Here is a 24,732-nt window from a genome sequence, read left to right as displayed (position 1 = left end):
GGCTGCCCGATTTCTGCGCGTCTTCGGGCGTTTTTCTCGTGCGCTGTGTGCTGCGAGCCGCGATACTGCCCCCATGGACTGGCGCGCAGATGGGATCCTTTTGGCCGTGCGACGGCACGGCGAGGCATCGGCGATCCTCGAGCTGTTTACCGAGGAACACGGCCGTCACGCGGGCGTTGTACGCGGTGGCGCGTCGCGGAAGATGGCACCTCTGCTGCAGGTCGGCGCACAGTTGGACGCCACCTGGCGCGCGCGCTTGTCGGACCATCTGGGCAGCTACACCGTCGAGTTGAAGCACGGCCGCGCGGCGGATGTGATGGAGGACCGAGTGGCCTTGGCCGGTCTCTCCTCGGTCTGTGCCCTGCTGGCGTTCACCCTGCCCGAGCGGGCCGCCTATCCCGGCCTCTATGCGCGCACCATCGCCGTTCTCGACGGGCTCGGTGCGGACCGGTGGGCAGAGGCTTATCTGGGATGGGAAATGGCGCTTCTGACCGAGATGGGCTTCGGCCTCGACCTCAGCCAATGCGCCGTCAGCGGGGTCACCCAGGACCTGGCCTATATCTCGCCGCGCACCGGTCGCGCGGTGTCGCGGGCGGCAGCGGGGGAATGGGCCGAGAGGTTGCTGCCACTGTCGCCCGCGATGGAAGGCATGTCCCGAGGGTTACCGGACGTGATCGAGGGGCTGGAAGTCACCGGCCATTTCCTCGCAGCACATCTCGCGCCGAGCCTCGGAGACAGAAAGCTGCCTGCGGCGCGCAAACGATTGCTGGACGCATTGGCACGCAAGGCCACGGAAGACAGCCCTAGCTGAGCGGATAGGACGCCAGCACCTCGTGGCGCGCGCCGGTTGGGCCGAGGTGCGACTCGTAAAGATTCACTGACAAGGCGGTGAAACCCGGCACCTCGATCCTTTGCGAGATTGCCGCCGCAAGCCGGTCTCTTGCCGGGCCTTTCGGCTGCCGGTTGGCCCGCGTCAGCGTGACGTGGGGCCGGAACCGGCGGCGCGGTAGATCGGCCCCGGCTTGACGGGCGAATTGGGCAACCTTTGCCTGCAGCGCCACGAGGCTCTCTGACGAAGCGACGGAGGCGAATGTCAGCCCCCGCTCCATCTCGGCGAAGGTATCCAACCCATCGAAGCTGACTTCAGCCGCAGGCAGGCGCGCCGCGTCGAGCAGATCGTGGAGCGTTTCCAGCACGTCCCCAGACGTCTCGCCCAGATAGGCGAGGGTCAGGTGCAGGTTGTCCTCGGGCACGGGCCTGCCGGTCGGCAAGGTCGATTGCACGCTCAAAAGAGCCTCGATCGCCGGCTCGGCCAGCGGCAGCGCAAGGAACGCGCGCATTCAGGACAGGAGGCGCCGCGCGATGACCTGTGCCTGGATCTCGGCGGCGCCTTCGAAGATGTTGAGAATCCGCGCGTCGCAGAGGATGCGGCTGATCGTGTATTCCAACGCGAAACCATTGCCGCCATGGATCTGCAACGCGTTGTCCGCCGCCGCCCAAGCCACGCGGGCTCCGAGCAGCTTGGCCATGCCGGCCTCCAGATCACAGCGCCGATCATTGTCCTTCTCGCGGGCGGAAAAATAGCTGAGCTGGCGCGCAATCATGATCTCCACGGCCATCATGGCCAGCTTGCCCGACACGCGCGGAAACTCGATGAGGCTGCGGCCGAACTGTTTGCGGTCGGTGGCGTATTTCATTCCTTCGTCCAATGCGGACTGAGCGACACCAATGGCGCGGGCGGCGGTCTGGATGCGGGCGCTCTCGAAGGTCTGCATCAACTGCTTGAACCCTTCGCCCTCCTTGCCGCCCAGAAGGTTGTCTCCGGCGACTTTGAAATCGTCGAAGTTGACCGTGTATTCCTTCATGCCGCGGTAGCCCAGAACCTCAATCTCGCCGCCGCTGATGCCCGCATCCTGCCACGGGGCCTCGTCGGTGCCGGGGGTCTTTTCCGCGAGGAACATGGACAGGCCCTTGTAGTCATCGGTGTCGGGGACCGAGCGGGCGAGGACCGTCATCACATGGGTGCGCGCGGCGTGGGTGATCCACGTCTTGTTGCCGTTCAGCACCCAATCGTCGCCGTCCCGCGTGGCTTTCGTGCGCAGGGAGCCGAGGTCGGACCCGGTGTTGGGTTCGGTGAAGACGGCAGTGGGCAGGATCTCTCCCGAGGCAAGGCCGGGCAGCCACTTCTCCTTCTGGGCGTCAGTGCCCCCCGCGAGGATCAACTCGGCCGCAATCTCCGAGCGGGTGCCGAGGGAGCCGACACCGATATAGCCGCGCGACAGCTCCTCCGAGACGACGCACATGGACGCCTTCGACAGGCCGAGGCCGCCGTGATTCTCCGGGATGGTCAGGCCGAAAACACCCATTTCCGAGAGCTCTTCGATGATCTCCATCGGGATCAACTCGTCATTCAAGTGCCACTCGTGGGCGTTGGGGATCACCCGGTCGACAGCGTAACGGCGGAACTGCTCGCGGATCATGTCGAGTTCGTCGTCCAGCCCGCAATGGCCCACGGTGATCTCGGCCGAGCGTTCCTGCATCAGAGCCACCAGCCGCGTGCGCGCGGCTTGGGTATTGCCGGATGCTGTCAGCGTGTTCACCGCGTCAGTGCGCAGCGCGTCCTGGTCCTCTTGCGACAAGCCGATATCCGAGAGCCGCAGGATCTCTCCCTGGCTCATCGGGATGCCGCCCTGCATCTGCGCAAGGTATTCCCCGAAAGCGATCTGCAGAATCAGCTGCTCCACCTCGCCGAATTTGCCCTCCACATCCAGCCGCGCGGCCCAACCGTGCATCTGGCGCAGGGCCTCGACATATGTGGCGAGCCAAGCGAGGCCGTGGGCGGCCGTCTGTTCCTGTTCGACGAGCTTGGCGGAAACCCGTCCCTCGACCGAGAGCCGGTCGCGCAGATACGCCTTCGCGGTTTCAAGGAGAGCTTCAGCGGGAGCAACGGCGCGCTCGGTAAGGTGGAGAAGGTCGGAAAGGATGACGGATGTCTCGTTTTGCTGATGGGCGTCGCGGGGCATGATAGCGGTCTCCTGAACTCGAGTCCCGAGAGAGGTAAGGTGTTTGCAACTGCAGCGCAACAAAAATGCTGCAGCGCACAAATTTCCGCACGAAAATGTCGCAGACGATTCCGGGTGCGGCGCCGGAGTTCCCGGCTTAGAACGGACCCATGTTTGAAGATTTCGCAAACCTGATGCCGCTTTGGGCCTTTCTGGCAGCCATCGGGGTCACGTTGTTTGCGGGCGTCGTCAAGGGGGCGATCGGGTTCGGTGTCCCGCTAATCATCACCTCGGGGTTGTCGCTGTTCCTCGACCCTCTCATCGCCGTTGCAGGCGTTGTTTTCCCTGCATTGGTGTCGAATTTCCTGCAAGTCGCGCGTCACCCACTCGCGGAAATCATCGACGCCGTCAAAGAGCATCGGCGCTACATCCTGACTGTCTGCGTCCTGATCCTGATCGTGACGCAGTTTGTTGTCCTGCTGCCGGAGAGGGTATTTTACCTCATCCTTGGCGTACCCGTCGTCGCGCTCTCGGTCGTGCAATTGGCGGGCGTCAGGTTCACGATCCCGGAAGCGCGTCGCCGCGTTGCAGAATGGGTGATCGGCGCGATGACCGGGGTTCTCGGCGGTTTCACCGGATCATGGGGGCCGCTGACGGTGCTGTATCTGCTCGCGTTGGAGACGCCGAAGATGCGGCAGCTCCTGGTGCAAGGCGTCGTCTACAGCCTTGGCGCGACCGCGCTGCTGGCCGGGCATTTGCAGTCTGGCGTCCTGAACGCTGCCACCACGCCCTTTTCGATGCTGTTGCTTGTGCCCGTGTTCGTGGGGATGCTGGCGGGCTTCAAGGTCGGAGAGAAGCTGGACCCGGAGCTCTTTCGCAAGCTCACGCTGACATTGCTTGTGATTGCGGGGGCCAATCTTGTGCGTCGTGGATTGATTGGTTGAACTCGGCGCGCGTGACCTCGGCCAAGGCGTCGGCGGCCCATTCGATTTCCTGCCAATGTGTCGGCACGTCTCTGATTTTCAGCGCCGGGTAAGACACGCCGAAATGGCGGAACAGCCAATCCTGCTCGATTCGTGAGTGCGCCTGCACCCGGCGAGCGGCGTCCGGTGGCAGCACGAAAGGGCGCCCCTTCATGGCGTAGAGCTCTGCTTCGTGGTGCTTGAACAGAGGCCGCTCGGGGCCCTCGCCCACGTCGGCCGCGTTGATGGCATCCAGGAGATACACGGCATCGTGGCAGAGCGGTGGCGGGCCGGGAAGGTCCCGGACCGTGCCGGGCACGGGAGAGAGGCCTGCGACACGCAGCAGGTTTGCCGTCAGCCAGCCTGTCTGCAGATCCTCCGCACGGCGCAGGTGCACGCGCTTGCGGCCCAAAGCGCGGAGTGCAGCCTCGCAGTGTTCACGCGCGAGGGGAGGATAGGGGCGATCAAGCATCTGGGAAATTCGGGCGGAGTTCTGCCTCACGCCCTGGGTGATCCGATTGGCGGTATGGGTCAGCGGCGCGCGGAGGAAGCAGAGCGTTTCCAGTTGATAGCCCAGGCCGGAAACCTGCTGGTCGAGCCGCATGAGATCCTCGGCGCCGAGAGATTGGAAATACCCGCTCGACAGGATGATCACCGATGCGCCGGTGGCGACCCCGGCCCGGATCGCAGACAATTGTTTCTCGGCCAATTGTTGCGCGGCTTCTGGCGAGAGCCCTCGCCGCCGATACCAGCCGTGGCGCGGGCCCTTGGGGTGGGTCACGCCGATCAGGTCGTTATGGGCGTCACCTTCGCCGGGATAGACCGCGCCGATGCGGGCGAGGGCCGGCCTGTGCGCGGCCAGCGTGCGCTGGATCGTCCGGGTGTCGGTCCGACCGAGGCCCACATGCAACAATACCCGTTTCACCATCACATGCCTCTTCCATTCACCGACTCGGATTTGCGGTGAGTGTGGCCAATGAGTGTTACGAAATGGTTTTCACCCTTGAAGGGGTCACGACATGAACGCGCCAAAGCAGGCGCTGACGACCTGCGGCATGGCCTCTGGCGCGACGACCTCGAAGGCAATGTGATAGAGCTCTTCCCCGTCCAGCGTCGTGGCCGAGAAGGTCCACTCCCCCAGAACCAATTCGAATTCGTGGTCAAAGCTGAACCCCATCAGGTTGCGCCCGTCATCGACGTCCGTGACCCATTGCTCCACCGTGATGTTCTCGCGCGAATAGGGCGGGTGGGTGACGGTAACCGTGACCGGCTCGTAAAGCGCGCCAAGGGGGGCCGAGACGAGAACGCCGAAGCCAATGCCGATCTCGGCCGGAACGATGCGCTGGTTGAAGGCAAAATTCGGGATCGCGGGCACGATGTTGATCTCGCCCGAAGCCGTGGCCGGGGCGGGGTCCCGACGCTCTGGTTCCTGCGCGCAGTAGATCCCGTAGTCGAAGGCCGCGAGGCGCGGGCTGACGCGGGCCGCGCGGTCGCTCTGGCCGGCGACGGGTAGTGTCAGGCAAAGGCACAGTAGCGAGGCAATGACAGGAAGGCGCATGGGTCTCTCCGGCTGAAAGCCCGGTCAGATTACCTCGGTAGCGCCGCAATTCCCAAGCCCGGATATCCGGCCCAAACGGAAACGGCCACCGATGAAGGTGGCCGCCCGTTCCTTGCAAATTGGCGCTGCGCTCAGATTGCGGCGGCTTTTACGTCGTCGTCGATATGGTCCACGTATTGCGCGAAGTTGTCGGCGAACATGTCGACGAGGCGCTGTGCCTGACGATCGTAGCTTTCGGGATTGTCCCATGTCCGGCGCGGGTCCAGCAGAAGATCGGCCACGTCCCGGCAATGGATTGGTACGTCGAAGCCGAAGTTGGGGTCCTTGCGGAATTCGCCCTCGTTCAGCGATCCGTCCAGCGCAGCTGTCAGAAGCGAACGGGTGGCATGGATCGGCATCCGCGAGCCGGTGCCGAAGGCGCCGCCGGTCCAGCCGGTGTTGACCAGCCAGCAGGTCGCGCCATGCTCGGCGATCTTCTGGCGCAGCAGGTCGCCGTAGACCTCGGGCCGGCGCGGCATGAAGGGGGCGCCGAAGCAGGTCGAGAAGGTCGGCGTTGGCTCGGTCACGCCGCGTTCGGTGCCCGCCACCTTGGCGGTGAAGCCGGAGAGGAAGTGATACATCGCCTGCGCCGGTGTCAGCCGCGCGATTGGAGGCAGGACGCCGAAGGCGTCGCAGGTCAGCATGACGATATTCTTGGGCGCGCCCCCCTTGCCGGTGGAAGAGGCGTTCGAGATCATCTCGATCGGGTAGGCGCAGCGCATGTTCGCGGTGAGGCTGTCATCGTCGAAGTCCAGCTCCAACGTATCCTCGTCGTAGACCATGTTCTCGATCACGGTAGAGAACTTCTGCGTCGTGGCGTAGATCTCGGGCTCCGCCTCTTCACGCAGGTTGATGGTCTTGGCGTAGCAGCCCCCCTCGAAGTTGAAGATGCCATTGTCGGACCAGCCATGCTCGTCATCGCCGATCAGGGTGCGGCTCGGATCGGCAGAGAGCGTTGTCTTGCCGGTGCCCGACAGGCCGAAGAACACCGCGCTGTCGTCGGGGTCGCCGATGGCATGGTTGGCCGAGCAATGCATCGCCATGACGCCTTTGCCGGGGAGGATGTAATTGAGCAGGGTGAACACCGATTTCTTGTTCTCGCCCGCGTATTCCGTGTTGCCGATCAGGATCAGCTTCTTCTCGAAATTCAACGCGATCACTGTCTCCGAGGCGCAACCGTGGCGCGCCGGGTCCGCCTTGAAGCTGGGGCAGTTGATGATGGTGAATTCCGGAACGAAGGAGGACAGTTCTTCGGCGTCCGGGCGACGCAGCAGATGGCGGATGAAGAGGTTGTGCCATGCCAGTTCCGACACCACGCGAACGTCGAGGCGATGCTCCTCATCGGCGCCGCCAAACAGGTCCTGGACGTAGTAATCGCCGCCCTTCATATGCTCCAGCATGTCGGCGTACAGCCGGTCGAACGCGTCGGGCGCCATGGGGGCGTTATTGTCCCACCAGATGTGGTCCTCGACCTCGGGTGTGCGCACGACGAATTTGTCGTTGGGAGAGCGACCGGTGAACTGACCGGTCGAGACGAGGAACGTGCCGCCCTTGCCGATGCGACCCTCGCCGCGCTCCACGGCGGCCTGCATCAGGGCGGGTTCCAACAAGTTGTAATAGACCGAGCCGAGCCCCGAGATACCTTGTTGATCAAGTGTATGTGCGGGATTCACGCGTCCATGGGTCATGGCTCATTAGCTCCTGTCGGGCGGTCGGGCGCCCTGATCTGATGTGACAGCACAGCCTGAGTGCTATGCCGTGACCCCGCTATAACATGACGTTTTCAAGACTGAACAGGACGCGTGCGCACAGTTAGCGCAACCAAAACGAAATATTCTTGCGCGCGCTGCCACGGAGGCTATCAATCTGAATTATGGCACATCTGCCCTATTTTAGCCACAATGCTTCACCGACCATTAACGCAATTTGGCCACAGTCCTGCGCAACCGGTGGTCTAATGGCGTGATTTTCATTGATTCTCTGGTTTTAAAACTGGACACTGCTCGAAAATATAAAAGTACCGAGCAGTAATCTAAGGACAGACCCGATGGCGCGTATCGCACTTGTCGATGACGACAGGAATATCCTGACGTCTGTTTCCATGACCCTTGAGGCAGAGGGTTTTGACGTGGAAACTTACAACGATGGACAGTCCGCACTGGACGCCTTCAACCGCAAATTGCCCGATCTGGGTGTCTTCGACATCAAGATGCCCCGGATGGACGGGATGGATCTTCTGCAGCGCTTGCGCACCAAGTCGCAGATGCCGGTGATCTTCCTGACCTCCAAAGATGATGAAATCGATGAGCTGATGGGCCTGCGGATGGGCGCGGACGATTACGTGCGCAAGCCGTTCTCGCAGCGTCTGTTGGTGGAACGTATCCGCTCGATCCTGCGCCGCCAGGACGCGATCGCCTCCGATGCCGCTGGCGCCCCCGAGGAAACCACCGTGCTGGATCGCGGCGATCTGCAGATGGACCCGCTGCGCCACGCGGTGACCTGGAAAGGGCGCGACGTGACCCTGACGGTGACCGAGTTCCTGCTGCTGCAGGCACTGGCGCAACGCCCCGGCTTCGTGAAGTCGCGCGATCAGCTGATGGATGTCGCCTATGACGAGCAGGTCTACGTCGACGACCGCACCATCGACAGCCACATCAAGCGACTGCGCAAGAAGATGCGCTCGGTCGACGACGAGTTCTCCGCGATCGAGACGCTCTACGGTATCGGCTACCGCTACAACGAAGAATAGGGGCCGGCCGTGCCTGCAGACGTCTCCATGACCAACCGCCGCGCCGCCGAGCGGGCTGATATCGTGTTGGGCGAAGATTGGGACCGCCCCCAATCGGGTGTCGAATCGGAATTGCGCGCGGCCCGGTCGCGTCGCTCTCTCATTGCGCTCAATTCCTCGCCACTGGCGCGCAAGATCATTCTGTTCAACCTCATGGCCATCATGGCCCTTGGCATCCTGTTCTTCTGGCTCAACCCGGTCAGAGACAGCCTCGTCGTGCAGCGCGAACGGGCGCTGGCGAGTGAAGCGCAACTGATGTCCGACATATTCGAGGCGAACCTGCCGGCCTCGGCGCCGGCAAATCTGGTGACGCGCGACGGCATCGATCCCGAGAATGTCCTGTCGCGCATTGGCGTGCCCGACGGGATGGAGGTGTTTGTCTACGCCGCCGACGGTGTGCCGGTGACCTCGACGCAGGATATCGCCCGTGGAGGCGCGCGCCCGGTGCGCGGGTTGGGCCCGCAGCAACAGGAAACCCTGTTGATCACGGATGCGCTCGTGTCGATCTACTCCGCCTTCTCGAACGTGCTCGGCAATAACGTCGCGATCGAACCGACGGAGAATGAGCCCGAAGCCCACGCGACCCTCGTGGCGGCGGCAATGGAAGGCGCGACCGTCCTGCGCAGCGGTGCCAATACGTCGGGTCAGTTCTACGCGGCCGCAACGCCAATCGAAGGTGCGGGCGGTATTGTCGGTGCGATCGTGGTGACGACGGCGGCCGGTGAGATTGATCAGCTCGTCCGGGTTGAGCTGGAGCAATTGTTGCAGATGTTCGTTGTGGCGCTTCTGGTGTCCATCGTCCTGTCGCTGGTGCTGGCCTCGACCATCGCCAACCCCTTGGCCGACCTCTCTGCCGCCGCCGAACTTGGCCGCGACAAGAACGCGCGCAAGATGTCTCCAAACCGTGTGCGCATTCCGGATCTCACCGGGCGCCCGGACGAGATCGGCCGCCTCTCCGGCGCGCTCCGCGGCATGGTCGCCGCGCTTTACGACCGGATCGACAGCAACGAGCAATTCGCGGCTGACGTGAGCCACGAGATCAAGAACCCCCTCGCGTCACTGCGCTCGGCCGTGGGGACCCTGGAATTCGCCAAGACCGATGAGCAGCGCAAGCGTCTGATCGATGTGATCGAACATGACGTGCACCGTCTCGACCGGTTGGTGAGCGACATCTCCAACGCCTCGCGGCTCGACAGTGAGCTGGTGAAAGAGGAAGAGGAAGAGTTCAACCTCGTCACCACCCTCGACAACCTCTCGCAATATCACGCCGAAGAGGCTGCCAAGCAGGGGATCGAGTTCATCACCGACCTGCCTGACGACCCGATCATGATCGCCGGGTTGGAGGGCCGCCTGGCGCAGGTCTTTGTGAACCTGCTCAGCAACGCGATCTCGTTCTGTGAAGAAGGCGACGCCGTACGGCTCTGGACCCGCCGCCGAGAAAACCGCGTGCTGGTCGTGGTGGAAGACACCGGACCCGGCATCCCGGAAGAGGCTCTGACGAAGGTATTCAACCGGTTCTATTCCGAGCGTCCTGCCAACCAGTTCGGCAACAATTCCGGCCTCGGTCTCGCGATTTCCAAGCAGATCGTAGAGGCGCACGGTGGCGTCATCTGGGCCGAGAACATCCGCCCGACGGAGGCTGACGTTGCCTCCGAGCCCCTTGGCGCGCGGTTCGTCGTCGGCCTGCCGATCTGAGCCATGGCGCAAGGGTCGGAAGATCTGGCGGCGCGCGCAAGTTCACAAGACGGCGAGCGGTTGTACTTCCACGCGTCGGCGGTGTCGGTTGAAGGCAAGGGCGCTCTGATCCTTGGGCCTTCAGGCAGCGGCAAGTCTTCTCTCGCGCTTGCCCTCATGTCTCTCGGCGCCAGATTGATTGCCGACGATGGCGTGTGGGTCGAGGCCGCACGGCTCCAACGGCCCGAGGCGGCTCCTACCTTGATCGAGGCACGGGGCATCGGCTTGCTGCACGCCGGTCCCCTCTGCCAAAGCGCGCCTTTGGCGCTGGTCGTGGACCTTTCGCGCCCTGAACCTGCGCGGTTGCCAGAACGGCGATGGGGCACCATACATGGCCGAAAGGTCGAGTTGATCCTCGCTGCCGGACGGACCACCTTGGCGCCTGCGCTCTGCCAGCTGCTACGATACGGGCGGGCGGACGTTTAACCCGGTCATCACAGGAACCCTTGCCCCCATGTCCACGCCGTCGTCACAGCCTGCTCACGTGGTCTTCGTCACCGGCCCGTCGGGCGCGGGACGCAGCACTGCGATCCATGCGCTGGAGGACCTCGGGTTCGAGGCGATCGACAATCTGCCACTGAGCCTGCTGCCGCGCCTGTTGGAGGGCGCGCCGCCGGATCGGCCGATGGCGCTCTGCATCGACCCACGAACCCGTAATTTCGACGCCCGCGACCTGATTGCCGCTCACCAGAAGCTGGAAGCGGACCCGGCCTATGCGGTCGATCTCGTGTTCATCAACTGCGCCGCTGACACCCTTGAACGACGCTACTCCGAAACCCGCCGCAGGCACCCTCTCGCGCCCGACGCCGACCCTGCGGAGGGCATCCTGCTGGAAAAGGAGATGCTGGCCCCGCTGAAGAAACACGCGGACGTGTTGATCGACACCACCCACCTGACACCGCATCGAACCCGTGACGAGGTGGGGCGCTTCTTCGGCTCGGAAGGGGGCGCGGAGCTTGCGGTTCAGGTGATGTCGTTCTCCTACAAGAGAGCACTTCCGACCGGCGCTGATCTGGTCTTCGACTGCCGCTTCCTGCGCAATCCCCACTGGGATCTGGACTTGCGCCCGAAGGACGGCCGCGCGCCTGTCGTGCAAGGTTATATCGCCGAGGATGCGCGGTTCGAGCCTTTCAAGGCGCAGGTTTTCGCGATGCTCGACCTCCTGTTGCCCGCCTTCAAGGAAGAGGGCAAAAGCCATCTGACCGTCGCGTTCGGATGTACCGGGGGCCGTCATCGCTCGGTCGCCCTGACCGAGCTTGCCGCGACGCGGCTTGCAGAACAGGGCTGGCAGGTGTCAAAAAGGCACAGGGACGTGGACCGAAGCGCGACCAGTAACACCGACCGACATCGCGGACCCATCAAGTGGTCCGCCGTATCCGGCGGAGACGGAGAGGCAATGCAAACGTGATCGGCATCGTGATTGTCGCCCATGGCGGCTTGGCGAAAGAGCTGAAGCGCGCCACGGAACACGTGGTGGGTGCGCAGCCGACGATGGTGGCAATCTCGATCGGGCCGGAGGACGACCGCTCGTCCCGCACGCGTGAAATCTGCGATGCGGCGGACGAGGTGGACGTCGGCGACGGCGTCGTCGTGGTCACCGACATGTACGGCGGCTCGCCGTCGAACCTGTCGCTGCGCGCCTGTCGTCCGGCCAATCGCAGGATCCTCACGGGCGTGAATTTGCCGATGTTGGTCAAACTGGCGAAGTCACGCCAGTTGACCGTGGAAGAAGCCGTGTCCCGCGCGGCTGAGGCCGGACGGCGCTATATCAATAGTTTCGACGGGGCTCCGGAATGACCGATGGGAGACGGGCATGAGTGATGCAAATACGATCCGACAGCTGAAGATCGTCAACGTAAAGGGTCTGCACGCCCGCGCTTCGGCCCGCTTCGTCGAGGTGGTTGAAGGTTTTGACGCTACGGCGACAGTCCGCAAGGATGGGCTGAGCGCCGCCGGGGACAGCATCATGGGCCTTTTGATGTTGGCAGCTTCCATGGGAACCTTTATTGAGGTTGAAACCAGTGGAGCTGAGGCAGACCGCCTTGCGGATGCGCTGGAAGCTCTGGTCGCCGACCGGTTCGGCGAAGACACCTGAAGGGCCGGAGGCACGGTCGTGACGGATGGAGGAAGACGAGGGCATATGACGGACCTGAGTACCCGAAATGTTTCGGCGCCCGCGCCGACTCGCGGCACAGGTCCCGATGGTACCTATGACCGACGCTCACTGACCTACGCCAACTCGTTCCCGAACCCCTTGGTGCGCTACACGATCAAGGCAATCGAGTGGATGACAGGCAAGATCACGGTGATCCGCCGCATTCGTCAGTTCGAGAGCCTGGGCGAATTCAAGGGACAGGCGTTCTGGCCCGCCACGATGCGGGTCATGGGGATTGATCTGCAAACCCCACAGCACCAGTTGGACCGCATTCCCGCCGAGGGCCCGGTCGTATTCGTGGCCAATCATCCCCACGGATTGGTCGATGGCATGATCCTGGCCGATCTGATCGGACGCCGTCGGGACGATTACCGTATCCTGACCCGTGCGTTGCTAACCGGCATTGACGAAGCCGCTTCGGGCTACATGATCTCGGTGCCGTTCCCCCACGAGCCGGATGCGCAGCAGAAAATGCTCGACATGCGCGCCGCTGCGATGGCGCATCTGAAGGCGGGCGGCTTGATCTCCCTGTTTCCGTCGGGCGCTGTTGCCGCCTCGGACCGGATGTGGGGCCAGCCGATCGAGGGTGAATGGAACGTTTTCACCGCCAAGATGATCCGTAACTCCGGCGCCACCATCGTGCCGTGTTTCTTCACCGGCCAGAACAGCCGCGCCTACCAGATTGCGAACCGGATCAGTCCGGTCATCCGTCAGGGCCTGCTGATCCACGAGGTGGTGAAGAGCTTCGACAAGCCGCAGGCGCCCATCATCGGCAAGCCGATCACACCGGACGAGTGGCAGGAACGCATCGGCAAGCCGCGCGAATTCATGGCGTGGTTACGTGCGCGGACCCTGTCGCTCGGTGAGAATCCCGACCAATAGGCCTTGGTTGGCCGGGCCTTGCGCCGTGTCGGCCGTCAGCGCGTGTGGTGCGGGCGGGATTGAGTTGTATTTACCAAGATGAAGGAGCGGTTCAGCGCGTCGGCACCGGATCGCCTTCACCGCGATAGTCGTAGAAGCCCCGTTGCGTCTTGCGTCCGAGCCAGCCTGCTTCGACGTACTTGGTGAGCAGGGGGCAGGGGCGGTATTTGGTGTCCGCCAGCCCGTCGTGCAGCACGTTCATGATGGCAAGACAGGTATCGAGGCCGATGAAATCGGCAAGTTCGAGCGGGCCCATCGGGTGGTTGGTGCCGAGCTTCATCGCCATGTCGATGGAGGTAACGTTTCCGACGCCCTCGTAGAGCGTGTAGACCGCCTCGTTGATCATCGGCATCAGGATGCGGTTGACGATGAAGGCGGGGAAGTCCTCGGCGGTAGCGGCGGTCTTTCCGAGGCGGTCGACGACCGACTTGCAGGCCTTGAAGGTCGGCTCGTCGGTGGCGATGCCGCGGATCAATTCCACCAGCTGCATGACGGGGACCGGGTTCATGAAGTGGAAACCCATGAACTTCTCGGGCCGGTCGGTGCGCGAGGCGAGGCGGGTGATCGAGATCGACGAGGTGTTCGACGTCAGGATCGTATTGGGCTTCAGGTGCGGCAACAGGTCTTCGAAGATCGCCTGCTTCACGGTCTCCCGCTCGGTCGCGGCTTCGATTATCAGGTCCGAGGGGCCGATGTCGGAGAGCTTCAGCGTCGTGCTGATCCGGCCCATCGCCGTATCCTTGTCGGCCTGGCTGATCTTCTCGCGGCTCACCTGGCGCACCAGATTGCGGTCGATCAGGGCGACGGCGTTATCCAGCGCCTCCTGGCTGACGTCTGACATGATGACGTCGTAACCGGCCAAGGCGCAGACATGGGCGATGCCATTGCCCATCTGACCCGCGCCAACGATCCCAATGCTTTTGATTTCCATAAGCTGTCCCCTCGGCGCGTTTGATCGGGCACACAATAGGCCTTGGCCGTGGGGGGATACAAGCCGAAGGCGCGCGGCCGCAGCGGTGAGTGAAATTTACGCAAGTTTTAGTGAAATCATAGGGTTAGCTGTTGGGTAACTTTTCGCGGCGATGGTGAGGGCGGGTGAGTCTCTTCGTGACTGGAGCGAGAAAATGAGTTTTGAACTACGTGGGCGTATGCCCTTGGACTATCAGCCGTCGGCGCTGCCGGGATCTGCCCTGCGCTTTCGGGGGCCGATCAAGGCGGATCAAGGGCCGGCGGTTGTCTGTCTTGGATCGTCCGAGACGTTCGGACGGTTCATCGATGCCCCCTTCGCCACGCAATTGGACGAGGCGCTGGATCTGCCCGTGCTCAACCTCGGGGTGATCAACGCCGGGCTGGATGTCATGACGACCGATCCGGCCATCGCCAGCGCCGTGGCGGAGGCGGAGGCCGTGGTGATGCAGATCACCAGTGCGCATAATATCACGAACCGGTTCTATTCGGTGCATCCGCGCCGCAACGATAGGTTTCTGAGCGCGAGCGCCATGTTGCGGACGATCTATCCGCAGGTGGATTTCACCGAGTTTCACTTCACGCGGCATCTGCTGAACCATCTGCGCAAGGTCTCGGAGGATCGGTTCCAGATCGTTCGGACAGAGCTTGAGACCGCATGGGTCGCGCGGATGCGGCGGTACCTGAGCAGCCTTGCGGTGCCGGTACATCTTCTGTGGCTGTCGCATCGGTTGCCGACCACGCCGGTAGAGTTGACCAGCGCCCACAATCCTCTGTTCGTCACGGGTGACATGTTGGCAGCCGTTGCTCAGGATGCAGCCTCGGTCACGATTGCGGCGCCGGAGGAGGGCGTGGATGCGGAGGGCGTGGCCGGCAAGTTCTACGGCCCGAGAGAGGAGGCAGCGGCCCGCCTGCTGCCGGGACCGGAGTTGCATGCGCGGGCGGCCGAGTTGCTGCTGCGCGAGCTTGCGCCGTGACTGCTCAGAAGAAAGCCCCGCGCGGATTGCTCCGGCGGGGCTTTCAAAAGCACGCTGAGGTGTGATCAGAGCTTGCTGGTCAGCTCAGGCACTGCGTCGAAAAGGTCAGCCACGAGGCCGTAGTCCGCGACCTGGAAGATCGGTGCTTCCTCGTCCTTGTTGATCGCCACGATGACCTTGGAGTCCTTCATCCCGGCGAGGTGCTGGATCGCACCCGAGATGCCGACGGCGACGTAGAGATCCGGTGCCACGACCTTGCCGGTCTGGCCGACCTGCCAGTCGTTCGGCGCGTAGCCGGAGTCCACAGCGGCGCGCGAGGCGCCGACGGCGGCGCCGAGCTTGTCGGCCAACTGCTCGATCAGGGCGAACTGCTCTTCCGAGCCGACGCCGCGACCGCCGGAGACGACGATCCCCGCGGAAGTCAGTTCGGGGCGATCGCTGGCTGCAACCTTGTCCTCGACCCAAGACGACAGGCCGGGGTTCTCGACGGCGTCGATCATCTCGACCGAGGCAGAGCCACCGGTCGGAGCCGCGTCGAAGGTCGAGGTCCGGAAGGTCACGACCTTGGTGGCGTCCGAGGATTTCACCGTCTGGATCGCGTTGCCGGCGTAGATCGGACGCTCGAAGGTGTCGGCGTCGACGACGCCCGAAGCGTCCGAGATCACCATGACATCCAGCAGCGCCGCGACGCGGGGCATGACGTTCTTCGCATCCGTCGTGGCGGGCGCCACGATGTGCGAATAGTCGCCCGCGAGCGAGACGATCAGCGCGGCGGTAGGCTCTGCCAGGCGGTGGCCCAGGCTGTCATCCTCGGCGCAGAGCACCTTGGACACGCCCTCGATCGTCGCCGCTTCATCGGCAGCCGCCTTGGCGGAGGCCCCGGCGCAGAGCACGGTCACGTCGCCCAATTTCGCGGCCGCGGTGACGGCTTTCGCGGTGGCGTCCATCGCCAATTCGCCCGAGTTCACCTCGGCAAGAAGAAGTACAGCCATTTAAAGGACCCCCGCTTCGTCTTTGAGTTTCGTGATCAGCTCGTCCACCGAAGCAACCTTGACGCCGGCGGCGCGGGCCTCGGGCTCGGACGTGGTGACGACTTGCAGGCGCGGGGTGACGTCGACGCCGTAATCCTCGGCAGTCTTCTCATCCAGCGGCTTCTTTTTCGCCTTCATGATGTTCGGCAGCGAGGCGTAGCGCGGCTCGTTCAGGCGCAGGTCGACGGTGATGATGGCGGGCATCTTCACCTCGATGGTCTGCAGGCCGCCGTCCACTTCGCGGGTGACTTTGGCGGTGTCGCCCTCGATCTCCAGCTCGGAGGCAAAGGTGCCTTGGGACCAGCCCAGAAGCGCCGAGAGCATCTGGCCCGTGGCGTTCATGTCGTTGTCGATCGCCTGCTTGCCCGCCAGCACGATGCCGGGCTGCTCTTCGTCGATCACGGCCTTGAGGATCTTGGCAACGGCCAGAGGCTCGATGTCGGTGTGAACGTCGTCGGCGGCAACCACGAGGATGGCGCGGTCGGCGCCCATGGCGAGCGCCGTACGCAGGGTTTCCTGGCTCTGCTTCACACCGATGGAAACGGCGACGACCTCGTCGGCCTTGCCGGCCTCTTTCAGGCGGATCGCCTCTTCGACGGCAATCTCGTCAAAGGGGTTCATCGACATCTTCACGTTGGCAAGATCAACCCCGGAGCCATCCGCTTTGACGCGGACCTTCACGTTGTAGTCGATCACGCGTTTTACGGGCACTAAGACCTTCATGGCGTTCTCCTAAACCTCTTTGTCCAATCCAAAGATTCAGACCGGACCCAAGCAACAATCTTGCGTGAAGGAATAGCGCCAACTCGAACGGGAAAACAGGCCAAAATCGACATCGTTCGACACCAAGACGCCGCGTTAGGCGATATAGGAGCCGTGAAGGATTTCCGCGACGATGGCGGCGTAGCAGATCGATGTGCCTGCAAGGACGAAAACGTGCCAGATCGTGTTGTGGAACGGCAGCTTGCTCCACATCAGGAAGATGATTCCGAAGGAATAGAGCAATCCGGCTACCGTCAGCAGGGTCACGGCGGCGGGGGAGATGCCGGACAACAGCGGCCCACCCGCCACGGCGCCGGCCCATCCGAGGCTGAGATAGAGGATGATCGCCAGCCAGATGTAGGATCGGCTGGAAAAGAGGATCACCGACGCGCCGGTGAGCGCCACGGCCCAGATGCCCGCGAAGAACCCCAGAGAGCCGGAAGCAAGCGCGATGAATGGCGTGTAGGTGCCGGCGATCTTGAAGTAGATCGCGGATTGATCGAAGCGCCGGAAGCGCGGCGTCAGGTCTTCGCGCAGCACGAAGTTGTAGAGCGCCGAGCAGACCCACATCGCCAGCAGCGTGACCGTATAGATCGCGAGCGCGCCGATCAGGGTCGGGTCGCCGATCCAGACGGCTGCGAGGGTGATGAGGACCGGCCCCGCGATCAGGGCGCCGCTGATGCCGATCCCATGAACCACCGCATCCGAGAGATACTCGGCCCGGCTGTATGCTCGATTGGATCGAAGATGGGGCATGAAATCAGTCTACCCTGAAAAAGGTTAACATTACCGGAATCTTTAGCAAACAAACTGTTACCAGGGCGGGACCGACACGGCTCATGGCGCGGTGCCGCGTAGACGACGACACCCTGCGCCGGATTTCATCCGCATCTTGGTCAACGGTTGGCGCCCGGGACCCACAGGACATCGTCCGCGCCGTTGTTGTTTGCGATCCGCCCGGCCACGAAGAACCAATCCGACAGGCGGTTGAGGTATTTCACACCGACGGGGTTGACCGCCTCGTCACCGCTCAACTCCACCGACAGACGCTCGGCTCGGCGGCAGACGGTACGGCAGATATGCAGATGGGCGGCCAGAGCAGAGCCTCCGGGGAGGATGAATGAGCGCAACGGCTCGAGCTTGGGGTTCATCTCGTCGATCTCGGCCTCCAGCCGGTCCACCTGCGCTTGCGCAATGCGCAGTGGCGGGTATTCGCGCTCGGCGTCCTGATCCATGTTCGGCGTGCAGAGATCGGCACCCAGGTCGAACAGATCGTTCTGGATCATCGCAATCCGCTCGGCCATTTCGCCTTCCGCGTGAAGCCGTGCGACGCCAAGGGTCGCGTTCAGCTCGTCCACCGTGCCGTAGGCCGACACCCGCGCAGAGTATTTCGTGACCCGGCTGCCGTCACCCAGTGCCGTCTCACCCGCATCGCCGGTCCGCGTATAGATCTTGTTCAGGACGACCATCGTTCACCCTCCCGATTGTTGGCGGAAGAAGACGAAAGCCAGCAGAAGCAGGACCGCGATGAACTGTGCCGCAATGCGCAACTGCATGTACTTGTTGGATCTCTTCGAGCCTTCAAGCCCTCCCTTGCGGAAGGAATTCACGCCCAAGAGCAGGATGACCAGAACGGCGACGCAAGCCACCAGTCCGGCGATGAGTAGAGGATCGTTTAACATGTCGGCTCCGGATCGGGGGTAGAGTGAGAGAGGTAGCGTGGATCGAGAGAAAGGCTACAGCCGTGCCGCGATTGCGTCGACCACCCTTTGAGGGAACAGGCGGCGCAAAGCCTCGGCGATGTGGACAGCCGGGGTGATGTGGTAGCGCGGGCGCGGATTCGGCGCTTCGATGGCATGGATCAGGCGACGCACGACGGCGTCGGGTTCGCGCTGGAACGGCGCCGGGCCACGATCCTCGTAGAGGTGTTTCAGCAACCCGCGCCGGTAACGGTCGGGATCGACGGAATTCTCCCAATCGATCCAACGCTCGAACGGCCCGATGGAGTTGAGCCTGAACTTCGAGGTGACCGGTCCGGTATTGAGCGTCGAAATGTGGATGCCCGAGCCGCGCATCTCCAGTCTCAGCGTGTCGGTGAGCCCCTCCAGCGCGTGTTTCGACGCATTGTAGGCGCCGCGCCATTGCATCACGTGGCGTCCGAAACCGGAGGAATGTTGCACGATCCGGCCATGCCCTTGCGCCCGCATGGTGGGGATGACGGCACGGGTCAGGTGATGCAGGCCGAAGACATTGGTCTCGAACGTCTCGCGCAAGGCATCCGTGGGCAGGTCTTCGACGAGGCCGGGCAGGCCGAAACCTGCGTTGTTAAACAGGGCATCCAATGTGCCGCCTGTGCGCTCTAGAACGTCGGCGAGCCCTGCTTCGATGCTCTGCGTGTCGGCCATGTCGAGGATGCCGCTTTCAAGCCCTTCTTCCTCCAGCCGGAGCCGGTCTTCCGGTTTGCGGACCGTCGCAAAGACGCGCCATCCCCGGGTGTGAAGCGCGCGTGCGGCGGCAAGGCCGATGCCGGACGAGCTTCCGGTAATCAGGATGGAACGTGTCACGAAAAAACCCCTCGTCCATGGACATGAGATGCCTAGGACAAGGGGGATGCAAGGCGCAAGCGGATCAGTGGAAGTCCACGATCCGCAGGCGTTGGGTAATCAGTTGACGACCGGCTCGAGGAACTCAGCGGCCATGTAGCCTTCGACGCCCGAGCCAACGATGCGCAGGTGCGCCCAGTTGTCAGGTGCATCGGCGAGGAATTCGACCTCGGCACCGCGGCGCAGCGACGTCAGTACGGCCGTGTTGGTCGAGGGGCCTTCGCGGAAGTTCACCGCATTGGCCGCCACGCGCCAGATTTCGGAGGGCGCTTCCTCGGCAATCGGCTGATCGGCATCGGCGGTGGTGATGTCTTGCGGTTCTGCCAGAGCAGCCACCGCGATGCTCGGGATCACGTTATCATTGCCGAGCAAATCGACCGGGTTAATCACGGCATCGACCATGTAGTACTCGCCGGCGTTGGTCGCGAGCATCAGGTTCCCCACTTCATCGGCGATCAAGGCGTTACCGCTCGTGACATACTGGCGGCGGCTGATCGGTACGTTTGGGGAAGAGATGGTGCCGGCCTCGGCACTGGCGATGAAAGACTGGATCCAACCGCCAGAGTTGTCCTCACGCGGAGAGAGCGGCGTAATCGGGTCGGAAGCACGCGACGAGCTGCTCGTCACCTCGACCTGCGCACCGTGATTTTCGCCCGGTACAACGATCATGGCCACGTAGAGTGCAGCGGCGAGAGTTGCAGACATTTTGATCATGGGGCTCAGGGGGTAGGGAGATGATTTCAGTCGCATAATGTTTCCGCCGATTCGATGATAGGGGTTTCACAGACTAAACGCGGCGAACTCGTAAACGGTTCCTTGCCTATTCTCATCAAGTCACGATAGGTCGGTAATTCTGATGAGCAGTGATGACGACATTCAAGACGACCGCCCCGTGTCGGAACCGCTGAGCCGGGCGATCGGCTCGCGCTATCTGCAGTATGCCCTGTCCACCATCATGCACCGCGCCTTGCCGGATGCCCGCGACGGGCTGAAGCCGGTGCACCGCCGCATCCTCTACGCGATGCGCGAGCTGCGGCTGGCCTCGAACGGCGGCTACCGGAAATCGGCCAAGATCAGCGGCGACGTGATGGGCAATTATCACCCCCACGGGGACGCGGCGATCTATGACGCCATGGCGCGCCTCGCGCAGGATTTCGTGATTCGCTACCCGCTGGTCGACGGCCAGGGCAACTTCGGCAACATCGACGGCGATAACCCCGCCGCCGCGCGCTACACCGAGGCGCGGATGACACCCATGGCCGAGGCGTTGCTCGAGGGTCTCTCCGAGGATGCCGTCAACTTCCGCGACAACTACGACGGCACCCTGCAGGAACCCGAGGTGCTGCCCGCCCAGGTGCCGAACCTGCTGGCCAACGGCTCCTCCGGCATCGCCGTGGGCATGGCGACCAACATTCCGCCGCACAACCTCGACGAGTTGATCGCGGCCTGCCTGCACCTGATCAAGACCCCGGACGCCCGCGACGAGACGCTGCTGAACTACGTCCAGGGCCCCGACTTCCCCACCGGCGGCGTCATCGTCGAGCCGCGCGAGAGCATGGCCGAGACCTATCGCACCGGCAAAGGTGGCTTCCGGGTGCGCGCGAAATACGAGATCGAGGATCTGGGCCGCGGCCAGTGGCAGATCGTCGTCACCGAGATCCCCTACCAAGTGCAGAAGTCCAAGCTGATCGAGAAGCTGGCCGAGCTGATCCAGCTCAAGAAGGTGCCGATCCTCGCTGATGTGCGCGACGAATCCGCCGATGACATCCGCATCGTGCTGGAGCCCCGCGCCAAGACCGTCGACCCTGACGTGCTGATGGCCGCCCTGTTCCGCCAGTCGGACCTCGAGAATCGCTTCTCGCTGAACATGAACGTGCTGATCGACGGGCGCACGCCCAAGGTCTGCTCGCTGAAGGAGGTCCTGCGCGCCTTCCTCGACCACCGCCGCGACGTGCTGCTGCGCCGCTCGCGCCACCGCATGGCGCAGATCGACCACCGGCTGGAGGTGCTTGAAGGCTTCCTGATCGCCTTCCTCAACCTCGACCGCGTGATCGACATCATCCGCTATGATGACAGCCCCAAGGCCGCGTTGATGCGCGAGGACTGGGGTCAGGACTTCGTCCGCGCGATGTCCGAGGCGGATTACGTCTCTCCCGGCCCCGGCGACGGCGAGCTCACGGAGGTGCAGGTCGAGGCGATCCTCAACATGCGCCTGCGCTCCCTGCGGCGTCTGGAGGAGATGGAGCTTCAAGCCGAGCGGGACCGCTTGATGGAAGAGCGCGCCGCGCTTGATGACCTGCTTGCCGAAGAGGGCCTGCAGTGGGACCGCATCGCGGAAGAACTGCGCGAGGTGCGCAAGACCTTCGGGGCCAAGGCCGACGGCGGCGCGCGGCGCACGCAGTTCGCCGAAGCGGGTAGCGTCGAAGAAGTCTCGCTCGAGGCCATGATCGAGCGTGAGCCTGTCACCATCGTCTGTTCGCAGATGGGCTGGATACGCGCGATGAAGGGCCACGTGGACCTGACGCAGGAAATGAAGTTCCGCGACGGCGACGGCCCGCGTTTTGCGATCCATGCCGAGACGACCGACAAGCTGCTGATCCTGGGCTCCACCGGCCGTGTCTACACGCTCGGCGCCAACGGCCTGCCGGGCGGACGCGGCCTGGGTGAGCCGCTGCGCCTGATGGTGGACCTGCCGAACGAGGTGCAGATCGTCGATCTTTTCGTCCACAAGCCCGGCGCCAAGCGCCTCATGGCTTCCAGCGCGGGCGACGGCTTCCTCGTGGCGGAGGAAGATATCCTCGCGCAGACCAAGTCCGGCAAGCAGGTTCTGAACGTGAAGGAAGGCGTCACCGCCAAGGTCTGCCGGCTAGTTGGTGAGGGCGAAGATCACGTGGCCGTCGTCGGAGAGAATCGCAAGCTGCTGATCTTCCCGCTGGAAGAACTGCCCGAAATGGGGCGCGGCAAAGGTGTCCGGTTGCAGAAATTCAAGGATGGCGGCCTCTCGGACGCCCGCACCTTCCGGCTTGAGGATGGCCTCACCTGGCTTGATCCGGCCGGTCGGACGCGGACGGAAACCGAGCTTGGCGAGTGGACCGCCAAGCGCGCCAGCGCCGGACGCATGGCACCCCGTGGCTTCCCCCGCGACAACCGCTTCACGTAAGCGTAACTAACTGTTCGCATTGCAAAAAAATGTGATCGGGTTGCGGGGCAAAGCGCGTTCTCAACGCCCGTAAACTGCCCTCGATTGCATGGGCAACCCGCGATTTCCGCCTATTTATCCCCCTCGCTCATCGGCGGACCCCCGCCGATAGCGCACCTCATGTGAACCTTTAAGTAACACTTCTCTGGTTCCGGGCATCCAACGGCTTTACCGCATCCCACCACGCCCGTACTTTCTGGCGAAATTCTTATACTCAGGAGACCGTCCGATGTTTCGCCCGGCCCGCTTTATGTCCCGTTTCGCGCCTTTCGCGCTGATTGCCACCCTCGTTGCCTGCGCCGCCGGCGATCCGTTGGAAGAGGAATTGCCGCCCATGGGCGACTTCCGTCTCGCCCACAACATCGTGGTCGCCGACAACATGCAGCAGGTGCCGCCCTCGCGGAACGCCACGCCCGAGGAATGGGTCGAGATCCTCGAATCCGAGATCGACCGCCGCTTCGGCGCTTACGAGGGCGATCGCCTCTACCACATCGGTGTCGCGGTCGACGGCTACGCGCTGGCCCCTCCCGGCATCCCGATCGTGCTGAGCCCGCGCTCGATTCTCGTGCTGTCGGTGAACATCTGGGACGACGCCCTGGGTCGCAAGCTGCACGAGGAATCCGAGCAGATCGTCGTCTTCGAGGGCACGAGTCCCGAGACTATGCTGGTGGGCTCCGGCATCGCCCGCTCGCGCACCGAGCAGATGCAGATCCTCGCCCGCAACGCGGCACGGCGTATCCAGTTGTTCATGCTGGAAAACCCGGAATGGTTCAACATTTCCGCCGAAGAGGCCGCCGCCGCCGTGAGCGGTGTCGAAGCCCTGGCCGAGGCCGCCGAGGCCGAAGCCGCGATCGAGGCCGCCGCCGCGGAATGCGTGCCGACCGAAGATGCCCCCTGTCCCGAGCTTTGATAGGTAAAGTCGCGGGTTGATTTTTGCGGCTAACCCGCATACCTCGCCCGCGATGATGAAACTGGTCTCGCGTCCCGTCTGGGGCGCTTGCCCCCAAGTGCGAGGTGCCATCCCATGGCAAAGGAAAAGTTTGAACGTTCTAAGCCGCATGTGAACATCGGCACGATTGGTCACGTTGACCACGGCAAGACGACGCTGACGGCTGCGATCACGAAGCAGTTTGGCGATTTTCAGGATTACGCGTCGATCGACTCGGCTCCTGAGGAGCGGGCGCGCGGGATCACGATCTCCACGGCGCACGTGGAATACGAGACGGAGACCCGTCACTACGCCCACGTCGACTGCCCCGGCCACGCCGACTACGTGAAGAACATGATCACCGGTGCGGCGCAGATGGACGGCGCGATCCTGGTTGTGAACGCGGCCGACGGCCCGATGCCCCAGACCCGCGAGCACATCCTGCTCGGTCGTCAGGTCGGCATCCCCTACATGGTCGTCTACATGAACAAGGTCGACCAGGTCGACGACGAGGAGCTGCTGGAGCTCGTCGAGATGGAGATCCGCGAGCTGCTGTCCTCCTACGAGTACCCCGGCGACGACATCCCGGTCATCCCCGGTTCGGCCCTGGCCGCTCTGGAAGGCCGTGACGACGCGATCGGCAAAGACTCCATCGACAAGCTGATGGCGGCTGTGGACGAGTACATCCCGACGCCCGCACGTGCCGTGGACCAGCCCTTCCTGATGCCGGTCGAGGACGTGTTCTCGATCTCCGGTCGGGGTACGGTTGTGACCGGTCGTGTCGAGCGTGGCGTGATCAACGTGGGCGACGAGATCGAGATCGTCGGCATCCGCGACACCACGAAGACGACCTGCACGGGCGTTGAAATGTTCCGCAAGCTGCTGGACCGCGGTGAAGCCGGCGACAACATCGGCGCGCTGCTGCGCGGCGTTGACCGTGACGGTGTCGAGCGTGGCCAGGTTCTGTGCAAGCCGAACTCTGTTACGCCGCACACCAAGTTCGAGGCCGAGGCCTACATCCTCACCAAGGACGAGGGTGGCCGTCACACGCCGTTCTTCGCCAACTACCGCCCGCAGTTCTACTTCCGCACGACGGACGTGACCGGC

General features: G+C 63.4%; 25 protein-coding genes and 1 pseudogene. 13 read left to right on the top strand and 13 right to left on the bottom strand.

All coding sequences use genetic code 11. The annotated features are described in order from the left end of the window. Positions 1 to 73 precede the first annotated feature (73 nt). Positions 74 to 811, top strand: a complete 738-nt coding sequence (gene recO / locus KYE46_RS00130) for a DNA repair protein RecO (RefSeq protein WP_219002546.1) — start codon at positions 74 to 76, stop codon at positions 809 to 811. Here the strand turns inward: recO and thpR are convergent. Further along, positions 804 to 1,340 carry an RNA 2',3'-cyclic phosphodiesterase gene (thpR, locus tag KYE46_RS00125; protein ID WP_219002544.1) on the bottom strand — a complete coding sequence of 179 codons (537 nt, stop codon included), beginning with the start codon at positions 1,338 to 1,340 and terminating at the stop codon, positions 804 to 806. The genes recO and thpR overlap by 8 nt on opposite strands. Further along, positions 1,341 to 3,023: an acyl-CoA dehydrogenase family protein gene (locus KYE46_RS00120; protein WP_219002542.1), complete on the bottom strand. Its 1,683-nt coding sequence runs from the start codon at positions 3,021 to 3,023 to the stop codon at positions 1,341 to 1,343. It abuts the gene before it with no gap. Between the two features lie 149 nt (positions 3,024 to 3,172). On the opposite strand from KYE46_RS00120, the gene KYE46_RS00115 reads away from it, so the two are divergent. Continuing rightward, on the top strand, positions 3,173 to 3,946 hold the full coding sequence (locus KYE46_RS00115; protein WP_219002539.1) for a sulfite exporter TauE/SafE family protein: 774 nt from the start codon (positions 3,173 to 3,175) through the stop codon (positions 3,944 to 3,946). Here KYE46_RS00115 and KYE46_RS00110 read toward each other — a convergent pair. The 3 genes from KYE46_RS00110 to KYE46_RS00100 form a co-directional block, all read right to left on the bottom strand. Then, complete coding sequence (locus tag KYE46_RS00110) at positions 3,885 to 4,892, bottom strand: hypothetical protein (RefSeq protein WP_219002537.1); 1,008 nt, start codon at positions 4,890 to 4,892, stop codon at positions 3,885 to 3,887. The two genes, KYE46_RS00115 and KYE46_RS00110, sit on opposite strands and share 62 nt — an antisense overlap. An 84-nt stretch (positions 4,893 to 4,976) precedes the next feature. Next, a complete protein-coding gene (locus tag KYE46_RS00105; RefSeq protein WP_219002534.1) occupies positions 4,977 to 5,522 on the bottom strand; it encodes a DUF3859 domain-containing protein in 546 nt (181 codons plus the stop codon). Between the two features lie 131 nt (positions 5,523 to 5,653). Continuing rightward, complete coding sequence (locus KYE46_RS00100) at positions 5,654 to 7,249, bottom strand: phosphoenolpyruvate carboxykinase (protein WP_219002532.1); 1,596 nt, start codon at positions 7,247 to 7,249, stop codon at positions 5,654 to 5,656. Positions 7,250 to 7,608: 359 nt separating this feature from the next. Between KYE46_RS00100 and KYE46_RS00095 the strand changes: the two genes are divergently transcribed. From KYE46_RS00095 to KYE46_RS00065, 7 genes are read left to right on the top strand one after another with little or no spacing between them, the layout of a single operon-like run. Beyond that, positions 7,609 to 8,310, top strand: coding sequence for a response regulator transcription factor (locus KYE46_RS00095; protein WP_219002530.1), 702 nt, complete (start codon positions 7,609 to 7,611; stop codon positions 8,308 to 8,310). Positions 8,311 to 8,337: 27 nt separating this feature from the next. After that, positions 8,338 to 10,044, top strand: coding sequence for a sensor histidine kinase (locus KYE46_RS00090; RefSeq protein WP_219002529.1), 1,707 nt, complete (start codon positions 8,338 to 8,340; stop codon positions 10,042 to 10,044). Positions 10,045 to 10,047: 3 nt separating this feature from the next. Next, positions 10,048 to 10,509 carry an HPr kinase/phosphorylase gene (locus KYE46_RS00085; protein ID WP_219002528.1) on the top strand — a complete coding sequence of 154 codons (462 nt, stop codon included), beginning with the start codon at positions 10,048 to 10,050 and terminating at the stop codon, positions 10,507 to 10,509. Positions 10,510 to 10,537: 28 nt separating this feature from the next. Then, positions 10,538 to 11,491, top strand: coding sequence for an RNase adapter RapZ (gene rapZ, locus KYE46_RS00080; RefSeq protein ID WP_219002527.1), 954 nt, complete (start codon positions 10,538 to 10,540; stop codon positions 11,489 to 11,491). Then, positions 11,488 to 11,880, top strand: a complete 393-nt coding sequence (locus tag KYE46_RS00075; protein WP_219002526.1) for a PTS sugar transporter subunit IIA — start codon at positions 11,488 to 11,490, stop codon at positions 11,878 to 11,880. The genes rapZ and KYE46_RS00075 overlap by 4 nt, the downstream gene beginning before the upstream one ends. Before the next feature lie 16 nt (positions 11,881 to 11,896). Next, positions 11,897 to 12,178, top strand: a complete 282-nt coding sequence (locus tag KYE46_RS00070) for an HPr family phosphocarrier protein (protein WP_219002525.1) — start codon at positions 11,897 to 11,899, stop codon at positions 12,176 to 12,178. A gap of 45 nt (positions 12,179 to 12,223) precedes the next feature. Next, the gene (locus tag KYE46_RS00065) at positions 12,224 to 13,120 is read left to right on the top strand and encodes a lysophospholipid acyltransferase family protein (protein ID WP_219002524.1); all 897 of its coding nucleotides are present in this window, start codon (positions 12,224 to 12,226) and stop codon (positions 13,118 to 13,120) included. A gap of 91 nt (positions 13,121 to 13,211) precedes the next feature. On the opposite strand, the gene KYE46_RS00060 is transcribed toward KYE46_RS00065, so the two are convergent. Next, positions 13,212 to 14,090 (bottom strand): 3-hydroxybutyryl-CoA dehydrogenase, encoded by an 879-nt coding sequence (locus KYE46_RS00060; RefSeq protein WP_219002522.1) that lies wholly within the window; start codon positions 14,088 to 14,090, stop codon positions 13,212 to 13,214. 193 nt (positions 14,091 to 14,283) lie between these two features. Between KYE46_RS00060 and KYE46_RS00055 the strand changes: the two genes are divergently transcribed. Beyond that, the gene (locus KYE46_RS00055) at positions 14,284 to 15,102 is read left to right on the top strand and encodes a DUF6473 family protein (RefSeq protein WP_219002520.1); all 819 of its coding nucleotides are present in this window, start codon (positions 14,284 to 14,286) and stop codon (positions 15,100 to 15,102) included. 65 nt (positions 15,103 to 15,167) lie between these two features. On the opposite strand, the gene KYE46_RS00050 is transcribed toward KYE46_RS00055, so the two are convergent. The 7 genes from KYE46_RS00050 to KYE46_RS00020 form a co-directional block, all read right to left on the bottom strand. Next, positions 15,168 to 16,094: an electron transfer flavoprotein subunit alpha/FixB family protein gene (locus KYE46_RS00050; protein WP_219002518.1), complete on the bottom strand. Its 927-nt coding sequence runs from the start codon at positions 16,092 to 16,094 to the stop codon at positions 15,168 to 15,170. Next, positions 16,095 to 16,856: an electron transfer flavoprotein subunit beta/FixA family protein gene (locus tag KYE46_RS00045; RefSeq protein WP_219002517.1), complete on the bottom strand. Its 762-nt coding sequence runs from the start codon at positions 16,854 to 16,856 to the stop codon at positions 16,095 to 16,097. A gap of 135 nt (positions 16,857 to 16,991) precedes the next feature. Next, the gene (trhA, locus tag KYE46_RS00040) at positions 16,992 to 17,651 is read right to left on the bottom strand and encodes a PAQR family membrane homeostasis protein TrhA (RefSeq protein WP_219002516.1); all 660 of its coding nucleotides are present in this window, start codon (positions 17,649 to 17,651) and stop codon (positions 16,992 to 16,994) included. 140 nt (positions 17,652 to 17,791) lie between these two features. After that, the gene (locus KYE46_RS00035) at positions 17,792 to 18,364 is read right to left on the bottom strand and encodes a cob(I)yrinic acid a,c-diamide adenosyltransferase (protein ID WP_219002515.1); all 573 of its coding nucleotides are present in this window, start codon (positions 18,362 to 18,364) and stop codon (positions 17,792 to 17,794) included. Positions 18,365 to 18,367: 3 nt separating this feature from the next. After that, complete coding sequence (locus KYE46_RS00030; RefSeq protein WP_219002514.1) at positions 18,368 to 18,577, bottom strand: twin transmembrane helix small protein; 210 nt, start codon at positions 18,575 to 18,577, stop codon at positions 18,368 to 18,370. Between the two features lie 54 nt (positions 18,578 to 18,631). Next, a complete protein-coding gene (locus KYE46_RS00025; RefSeq protein ID WP_219002513.1) occupies positions 18,632 to 19,459 on the bottom strand; it encodes an SDR family NAD(P)-dependent oxidoreductase in 828 nt (275 codons plus the stop codon). A gap of 99 nt (positions 19,460 to 19,558) precedes the next feature. Continuing rightward, positions 19,559 to 20,203: an SH3 domain-containing protein gene (locus KYE46_RS00020; RefSeq protein ID WP_219002511.1), complete on the bottom strand. Its 645-nt coding sequence runs from the start codon at positions 20,201 to 20,203 to the stop codon at positions 19,559 to 19,561. 151 nt (positions 20,204 to 20,354) lie between these two features. Here KYE46_RS00020 and KYE46_RS00015 point away from each other — a divergent pair, with 151 nt between their 5' ends. From KYE46_RS00015 to tuf, 3 genes and pseudogenes are all read left to right on the top strand, one after another. Beyond that, positions 20,355 to 22,658 carry a DNA topoisomerase IV subunit A gene (locus tag KYE46_RS00015; RefSeq protein ID WP_219002509.1) on the top strand — a complete coding sequence of 768 codons (2,304 nt, stop codon included), beginning with the start codon at positions 20,355 to 20,357 and terminating at the stop codon, positions 22,656 to 22,658. 268 nt (positions 22,659 to 22,926) lie between these two features. Beyond that, on the top strand, positions 22,927 to 23,607 hold the full coding sequence (locus tag KYE46_RS00010; RefSeq protein ID WP_247716872.1) for a hypothetical protein: 681 nt from the start codon (positions 22,927 to 22,929) through the stop codon (positions 23,605 to 23,607). A gap of 114 nt (positions 23,608 to 23,721) precedes the next feature. Further along, a pseudogene (gene tuf, locus KYE46_RS00005) lies at positions 23,722 to 24,732 on the top strand (elongation factor Tu); the annotation flags it as partial.

Origin of the sequence: Gymnodinialimonas ceratoperidinii (assembly GCF_019297855.1) — a bacterium.
Taxonomy (GTDB): Bacteria; Pseudomonadota; Alphaproteobacteria; order Rhodobacterales; family Rhodobacteraceae; genus Gymnodinialimonas; species Gymnodinialimonas ceratoperidinii.
This window is presented reverse-complemented; position numbering and strand designations above follow the sequence as displayed.

Coding starts and splice junctions, on each gene's coding strand:
- KYE46_RS00115 (WP_219002539.1), top strand. CDS start 3,173: ATGTTTGAAGATTTCGCAAACCTGATGCCGCTTTGGGCCTTTCTGGCA.
- recO (WP_219002546.1), top strand. CDS start 74: ATGGACTGGCGCGCAGATGGGATCCTTTTGGCCGTGCGACGGCACGGC.
- thpR (WP_219002544.1), bottom strand. CDS start 1,340: ATGCGCGCGTTCCTTGCGCTGCCGCTGGCCGAGCCGGCGATCGAGGCT.
- KYE46_RS00055 (WP_219002520.1), top strand. CDS start 14,284: ATGAGTTTTGAACTACGTGGGCGTATGCCCTTGGACTATCAGCCGTCG.
- rapZ (WP_219002527.1), top strand. CDS start 10,538: ATGTCCACGCCGTCGTCACAGCCTGCTCACGTGGTCTTCGTCACCGGC.
- KYE46_RS00100 (WP_219002532.1), bottom strand. CDS start 7,249: ATGACCCATGGACGCGTGAATCCCGCACATACACTTGATCAACAAGGT.
- KYE46_RS00030 (WP_219002514.1), bottom strand. CDS start 18,577: ATGTTAAACGATCCTCTACTCATCGCCGGACTGGTGGCTTGCGTCGCC.
- KYE46_RS00090 (WP_219002529.1), top strand. CDS start 8,338: ATGACCAACCGCCGCGCCGCCGAGCGGGCTGATATCGTGTTGGGCGAA.
- KYE46_RS00110 (WP_219002537.1), bottom strand. CDS start 4,892: ATGGTGAAACGGGTATTGTTGCATGTGGGCCTCGGTCGGACCGACACC.
- KYE46_RS00120 (WP_219002542.1), bottom strand. CDS start 3,023: ATGCCCCGCGACGCCCATCAGCAAAACGAGACATCCGTCATCCTTTCC.
- KYE46_RS00070 (WP_219002525.1), top strand. CDS start 11,897: ATGAGTGATGCAAATACGATCCGACAGCTGAAGATCGTCAACGTAAAG.
- KYE46_RS00060 (WP_219002522.1), bottom strand. CDS start 14,090: ATGGAAATCAAAAGCATTGGGATCGTTGGCGCGGGTCAGATGGGCAAT.
- KYE46_RS00050 (WP_219002518.1), bottom strand. CDS start 16,094: ATGGCTGTACTTCTTCTTGCCGAGGTGAACTCGGGCGAATTGGCGATG.
- KYE46_RS00035 (WP_219002515.1), bottom strand. CDS start 18,364: ATGGTCGTCCTGAACAAGATCTATACGCGGACCGGCGATGCGGGTGAG.
- KYE46_RS00065 (WP_219002524.1), top strand. CDS start 12,224: ATGACGGACCTGAGTACCCGAAATGTTTCGGCGCCCGCGCCGACTCGC.
- trhA (WP_219002516.1), bottom strand. CDS start 17,651: ATGCCCCATCTTCGATCCAATCGAGCATACAGCCGGGCCGAGTATCTC.
- KYE46_RS00020 (WP_219002511.1), bottom strand. CDS start 20,203: ATGTCTGCAACTCTCGCCGCTGCACTCTACGTGGCCATGATCGTTGTA.
- KYE46_RS00015 (WP_219002509.1), top strand. CDS start 20,355: ATGAGCAGTGATGACGACATTCAAGACGACCGCCCCGTGTCGGAACCG.
- KYE46_RS00010 (WP_247716872.1), top strand. CDS start 22,927: ATGTTTCGCCCGGCCCGCTTTATGTCCCGTTTCGCGCCTTTCGCGCTG.
- KYE46_RS00105 (WP_219002534.1), bottom strand. CDS start 5,522: ATGCGCCTTCCTGTCATTGCCTCGCTACTGTGCCTTTGCCTGACACTA.
- KYE46_RS00085 (WP_219002528.1), top strand. CDS start 10,048: ATGGCGCAAGGGTCGGAAGATCTGGCGGCGCGCGCAAGTTCACAAGAC.
- KYE46_RS00095 (WP_219002530.1), top strand. CDS start 7,609: ATGGCGCGTATCGCACTTGTCGATGACGACAGGAATATCCTGACGTCT.
- KYE46_RS00045 (WP_219002517.1), bottom strand. CDS start 16,856: ATGAAGGTCTTAGTGCCCGTAAAACGCGTGATCGACTACAACGTGAAG.